General features: G+C 40.0%; 5 protein-coding genes and 2 pseudogenes. 3 read left to right on the top strand and 4 right to left on the bottom strand.

The window, feature by feature from the left end:
* Positions 1-1,584, bottom strand: a pseudogene (locus P767_RS15955) (YfhO family protein); the annotation flags it as partial.
* 39 nt (positions 1,585-1,623) lie between these two features.
* Between P767_RS15955 and P767_RS0105170 the strand changes: the two are divergent.
* Together P767_RS0105170 and P767_RS15950 are read left to right on the top strand one after the other, a co-directional pair.
* Positions 1,624-1,911, top strand: coding sequence for a hypothetical protein (locus P767_RS0105170; protein WP_037351639.1), 288 nt, complete (start codon positions 1,624-1,626; stop codon positions 1,909-1,911).
* A pseudogene (locus P767_RS15950) lies at positions 1,908-2,689 on the top strand (queuosine precursor transporter). The gene P767_RS0105170 and the pseudogene P767_RS15950 overlap by 4 nt, the downstream one beginning before the upstream one ends.
* Positions 2,690-2,694: 5 nt before the next feature.
* On the opposite strand, the gene P767_RS0105160 reads toward P767_RS15950, so the two are convergent.
* Positions 2,695-3,231, bottom strand: coding sequence for a hypothetical protein (locus tag P767_RS0105160; RefSeq protein ID WP_026763673.1), 537 nt, complete (start codon positions 3,229-3,231; stop codon positions 2,695-2,697).
* Between the two features lie 112 nt (positions 3,232-3,343).
* Here P767_RS0105160 and P767_RS0105155 point away from each other — a divergent pair, with 112 nt between their 5' ends.
* Complete coding sequence (locus tag P767_RS0105155; protein ID WP_026763672.1) at positions 3,344-3,934, top strand: TrmH family RNA methyltransferase; 591 nt, start codon at positions 3,344-3,346, stop codon at positions 3,932-3,934.
* Here P767_RS0105155 and P767_RS0105150 read toward each other — a convergent pair.
* Together P767_RS0105150 and mltG are read right to left on the bottom strand one after the other, a co-directional pair.
* Positions 3,919-4,872: a YihY/virulence factor BrkB family protein gene (locus P767_RS0105150; RefSeq protein WP_026763671.1), complete on the bottom strand. Its 954-nt coding sequence runs from the start codon at positions 4,870-4,872 to the stop codon at positions 3,919-3,921. The two genes, P767_RS0105155 and P767_RS0105150, sit on opposite strands and share 16 nt — an antisense overlap.
* On the bottom strand, positions 4,869-5,876 hold the full coding sequence (mltG, locus tag P767_RS0105145; RefSeq protein ID WP_051417148.1) for an endolytic transglycosylase MltG: 1,008 nt from the start codon (positions 5,874-5,876) through the stop codon (positions 4,869-4,871). The genes P767_RS0105150 and mltG overlap by 4 nt, the downstream gene beginning before the upstream one ends.
* Between the last annotated feature and the right edge of the window lie 128 nt (positions 5,877-6,004).

The raw sequence follows: 6,004 nt of genomic DNA, 5'->3' as shown, positions 1-6,004 counted from the left end.
GGCAAATACGGCTAATGCTGCAACCAGGCAGAATAAAAGCGTTCTCAGCATATCATTCATGGCCAGCGTCTTTCTGTCTGACCGCAAGCCTTCAACAAAGCTTTTTACCGGAGCCTCTAATTGAGCTCTCTGTGTTGCATCCGGAATTTTAGCAATCTGATCCAACAGCATTTTATCTGTTGAGTTACTGAAATCACCATTGATATATACAAGGGCAGCAATGGCAAATACGCCTCCCACTACCCAAAGACCTTTTTTATATTTCTCCCAAAGTAATGCAGGGCTTGATTCCTTTGTGATGGTATTTAATGTTAGCGCTGCCAGCATACTCATTAAAAAAGTAGGTACTACCAGTATCATACTGGGCGCCCTGAATTTATCATACATAGGCAGATACTTGAGCATGGCAATATTGAAACCTTCCAGGTATTTACCCCAACTAAGCAACAAGGTAAAGACCATGGCTGCAGCCATCCAGTAAGTATATTTCCTGTCTACCATTACCAGTCCCAATAAGGCTAAAAAGCAGATGATGGCACCTGCATAAGGAGGCCCATCAGTACCTTCAATCCCTCCCCAATAGAAATGTAAATAGCCTTGCAATTGTTGCCCCAGATCCGCAGGCATATTTTGAAGGGCTGCAATGGCAGCGGATTTTTCCTGAGCCAGTTCCAGCTGATTGCTGCTTCCCCCATAGAACCTTGGAAACATCATTACCAGGGGCTCAGTTTTATACATACTATAGCTCATTGCATAGTCTTTGCTTAGACCAGTCTTGGTTACATTGGTGGTACTGTCGGCCAATACACTACCGCCACGAATGGATTTTTTGGCATATTCATAAGTGGTAATCAGGGTTACGGCATTCACCATGATTCCGAGTGCGGCCGCCATAATGGCTAGGCCCGCTGATTTTAATAAATGAGAGCTTTCCTTTTCTTTTATGCATTTAACTGCAAAAGCAACACTCATGAACAGAATGATGATAAAACCATAATAGGTAATCTGCAGGTGATTGGCACCCAGCAGCAATGCCGTGAACAGGGCTGTTAATGCGGTACCTGCAATGTATTTTTTATCGTAGATTAAAATTAATGAGGCAATGATGGCAGGTAAATAGGCAATGGCATTCATCTTGGTATCGTGCCCTGCAGCCAGAATAATTGGATTATAAGTAGCATAGGTATATCCCAATGCACTGATGATTCCGATATAGGCATTGATGCTTAAAACCTGCGTAAGGAAATAAAAGCAAAGGCAGGCCAGAAAGAATACACCCACTGGTTTTGGAAGACCCACTAAAAATATATCTCCCAAATAGCCAACTGAAATAGGGTTCTCACTGATGCCGGTAATTTGATAGGCAGGCATCCCACTGAACATTCCATTACTCCAAAGGGGAAAATGACCTGTTTTTTCCTTTGACTGAAAGGAATTCTGTGCCATCCCCTTCCATTGGGTAACATCGTGCTGTTGCAGAACCTTTCCTTCCAGGGCAGGTTTGCAATAAATAAGCGCCACTACAAAAAAAATCACCACCGCCAGCGCATGCGGCATAATCGCTTTCCAATTGATCCTGTTCATAGCTCTAAAAATATGCAACAAACCTAATAACTTTATGCCATGAGACCACTTTTATTTGCCTCCAGAATGGCTTTTATCTGCAATATTTTGTTTTTGTTATGTCTGGTAATTCAGCGCACATATGATTTCCTCCCCAATAAGGAAATCAGTGGATTGGTACTTTTGTTGGGATGGATGGTAGCGCCCATTCAAAATATGGTAGCGAACTTCTGGTACGGATTGGTGTTACTAAGCAAGTCCGCTATTCGAATACCCAACTGGATTGCTATTTTTAATGTAGTCATCCTGTTGATTCAGTTTTTTGTTTACTTTATTCTGCCATCGTGATCAGTAAAATTTTAAACGACAAGCCAACCAAGCTATTTCTTGGCATTACCGCATTTTTTGTTGCCAATGCCCTGATTGCCGAGTGTATTGGTGGAAAGATATTTTCACTAGAGAAATTATTGGGTATTTCCCCATTCAATTTCACCATACTGGGTCAATCAGGACTCGCATTCAACCTGACTTGTGGCGTTTTGCTCTGGCCGCTCGAATTTGTAATCACAGATATTGTGAATGAATATTACGGCCCTAAGTCGGTTAAGCGAATTAGTTATACAGCTGTGGTGCTTATTCTCTATGCCTTTATTATTTTTTATGCTGCTATGGAAATACCGCCGGCAGATTTCTGGATTTTATCCGGCGTAGATAAAGGGGTAACAAATATGCAATCTGCTTTCGGAAGCATTTTCGGGCAGGGGATGTGGATTATTGTGGGGAGTCTGACTGCTTTCTTGGTTAGTCAGATTGTAGATGTAACTGTCTTTCATAAAATTAAAAAAGAACCGGTGAAAAGTGGGTTTGGTTGAGGGCAACGGGCTCCACCATGGTATCTCAAATGGTAGATAGTTTTGTGGTTTTGTTTATTGCCTTTAAAATTGGAAATGGCTGGAGCTGGCAGCTGGTACTGGCGATTGCCGTAGTTAACTATCTCTATAAGTTTACCATGGCTATTCTATTAACACCACTTATCTATTTTCTCGAAAGTAAAATGGACAATTACCTCGGTAAAGAGCAGGCTTTTAAAATGAAGAGAGAAGCGATGGGATTGGCTAACGAATAATTCTATTACGCAATGGCACTGGTTCGGCTCTGATCCAGGTGATCGATGATGTAGTCGTAATGTGCTTTTTCCTGTTTCTTCTGTTCGTAACGATGGCGAACCAATACACTGATGCCATACACCACATATGCAGCTTGTATGTAAATAAGCAATTCGTAGATTCCAATTGCAAGACTATTGTAATAGTTCCATTTCTTGTAGGCAGGAAGTTCTCCCATGTAATACTTCCATTTCAAATTTATGGGTAAAGCATAAGTATATATCAGGAAAATGGTTGTTATTAGCAGACAGGTAAAAAAGACATGAGCCCAGGAAGCAAAAAAGCTTCTTTGTCCAAGATCCCGTAAAACCGAGTGCATCATAAAGGGGACCAGTACCGTAATAAGAACCAAGCCTATCATGGATGGGAAATTCAGAATGTAGTAATTCTCGTCTACAAACAGGATAGCTACGTCGCTGTATGCGGCATAGTTGGCGATTAGGCCAAATAAGATAGGCACCGCCCAGAGCAGATTCTCTGCACGGATGAGACGTGTTGTCATAGGGTTTGACTACGGGTACAGGACAAAAATATATCAATAAATCAAGACTTAATTGCAATTTTGCCCAATTCTGAGTGGTAATGCTTTAAAATACCAACACCTTTGTACTACTATGACCCCAAAAAGAGCGCAAAAGATAGAATCTGTACTTAAAATGAGACAATCCGGACTTACGATTGTAATGGAAAACGTACATGATCCGCATAATATTTATGCGGCCATGCGAACCTGCGATGCGGTTGGGATCCAGGATATTTATGTTTTAAATACCGAATTGCCCCGATCCGGATATTTTGGAATAAAAAGCAGCAGCAGTGCCAACAAATGGCTCACCATTCACCAATTTGATAACGTGTCAGCATGTTTTGAGGCCTTAAGAAAGGAATACGATTGTATTTATACCACCTATTTGGGTGAATCCAGTGCATCCTTGTACGAAATTGATTTTACCCAAAAAGTAGCATTGGTTTTTGGCAACGAACACAACGGGGTTTCAGCCGAAGCCCGGAATCTGGCAGATGGAAATTTTGTTATTCCTCAGGTAGGAATGATTCCCAGCTTGAATATATCTGTTGCCTGCGCCGTTTCTATTTACGAAGCTTACAGACAAAGAAAACAAGCCGGGTTCTATAATCAGGAGGCAACTACTCATCCGAATGCGGAATCTATCAGACAACTTTGGTCGAGTTATTCAGCTGATTGATTCTCTTCTTTCTTTCTTTGAGCTGCTTTTTGTGTTAAATAAGTAATACTTACATTCAGTTCAAAGCCAATTAATAATATCATTGAATTAAAATAGGCCAGGATCATCAGAATCATTACCGTACCAATGGAGCCATAGATTTTGTTGTAGCTGCCGAAGTTGTTAACCCAGTACGAGAAGATAAGCGTAGTGCCTACAATTAAAGTAGTTGCCAGGAGGGATCCAGGTGAAACCAGTTTCCATCGGATAGTAACAGAAGGCGCGTATTTGTAAATAAAAGCAATGCTATAAAAAAACAAAGCAATAATTACCAGCCATCGGATACTATTTAACCAGGGCATTGTTGATTTTTTTAGTCCGAATAACTTGCCAATTAAATAAGTTAGCTGGGCCTGACCCAATAAAATAAGGGTAGAAGCAATCAGTAAAATAATGATCAAAGTGGTTAACTGAATGGCTTTCCATCGCTGGTGCAGAAAAAAACGTTTATGCTCCATGATAGACCGGTCAAATGTCAGAATCAACGACATCATTGCATTAGAAGCATAGTACACGACCAATAAAAAACCAAAGGAAAAAATTCCAATGCTTCTTTGCATGAGGTCGTCCAATATATTCTCAATAAAACGATAGGTATTGGAATTGGGGCTTATGTCTTTAAATAAGGAGAGGATCTGTGGTTTGATATTTAAAAATTCCGGAAAATAGGGAAGGATGGAAAACAGAAAAAGAATCGTTGCAGGAAGTGCCATAATCAGGTTGAAGGAAATAGCTGCGGCTCTCTCATTCAAACCAATTTTATTCACCTGCTTAATAAAAAAGAGTATTACATCATATAACGGTATACCCTGAAATCCAGGTATAATAAAAGTTTTGCTTTTCCTGATCAGAAAGGCAATAGGAGGCCAGCTTACTATGATTCTCTCAAGTTTTGTCATTTCTTTTCTGTTCGCTTTTTCTCCATGTATTCATCTAATTTTTTCTGGTACTCTTTGGCATATCTGTTGTGTTCTTCATAGTTCTCACTGAAGTGATGATAACCGCTGAAATCACTTTTTGCTACAAAATAAATATAACTGGTTTTGGGTGCATCCAAAACAATATCAATGGTTTTTGGAGAGGGAGTACAAATAGGACCTGGCGGCAGACCTTTTACTCTGTAAGTATTATAAGGCGAGGGGTTGCTCAGGTATTTCTCGTAAATACGGGTGATAGTGAAATCATTCATTGCATATTTTATGGTAGGACAGGCCTGTAAAGGCATCTGTTTGGCTAGCCTGTTTAAATACACACTGGCAATTTTGTATTTGTCTTCCGCATAATTGGTTTCTTCATCAACAATGGAAGCCAATATATAAACCTGTTCAGGACTTAATCCCAAAGATTCAGCTTTTTGCAGACGGTTATTTTTTAGCCAGAATTTGGTTGATGCTGCCTTCAGCTTCTCCAGAATAACCGTCATGGATGCATCGGCATAAAAGTTATAGGTATCAGGTATAATCTTTGTAAATAAGAGTGCAGTATCCAGTTCCAGAGCGGAGAGTGAATCAGCAGATTGTAAAAATTGAACCACTTCCAGTGAGTCTGTAAAAAATTGCTTACTGATTAATCTGGCCAGTTCAGGTTTAGTCCTCACTCTATTAATCACGAGTTTTACTTCAGCCAGTCTTCCGTTTTTCAGCATTCTAACAATATCTATAATGCTTTGTCCTTTTTTAATTTCATATCTGCCAGGCTTCATCTTGTCCCAGATATTAAAAGGGGCACCAGCAATACCCAATAAGGAATTGAATCTTAGTATTCCAGCTTCTTCAAAAGCTGCCAGTACCGCCGATTTCTGGGTCTGATCCCTGTAAATGGTTACCATTCTGCTTTTTTCTTCAAAGCGGGTTGCAGGCAGAAAGAAAAGTGAAGCAAACCCTATCCCAATTATTGCAACCACAATTAAAACCACAATCCCCCATTTCTTAGAAGGGGTACTTTTTTCGGAGCCGTTTTTTTCTTGCCATAAGGTAAATTAAATAAAAAACCCTGTCATTAAAAAGGACAGGGTTTTAATTATGTTGAAAT

Origin of the sequence: Sediminibacterium salmoneum NBRC 103935 (assembly GCF_000511175.1) — a bacterium.
In the GTDB taxonomy this organism is placed as follows: domain Bacteria; phylum Bacteroidota; class Bacteroidia; order Chitinophagales; family Chitinophagaceae; genus Sediminibacterium; species Sediminibacterium salmoneum.
Note: the sequence above shows the minus strand (reverse complement) of the source record. Positions and strands in the feature narration are given on the sequence as shown.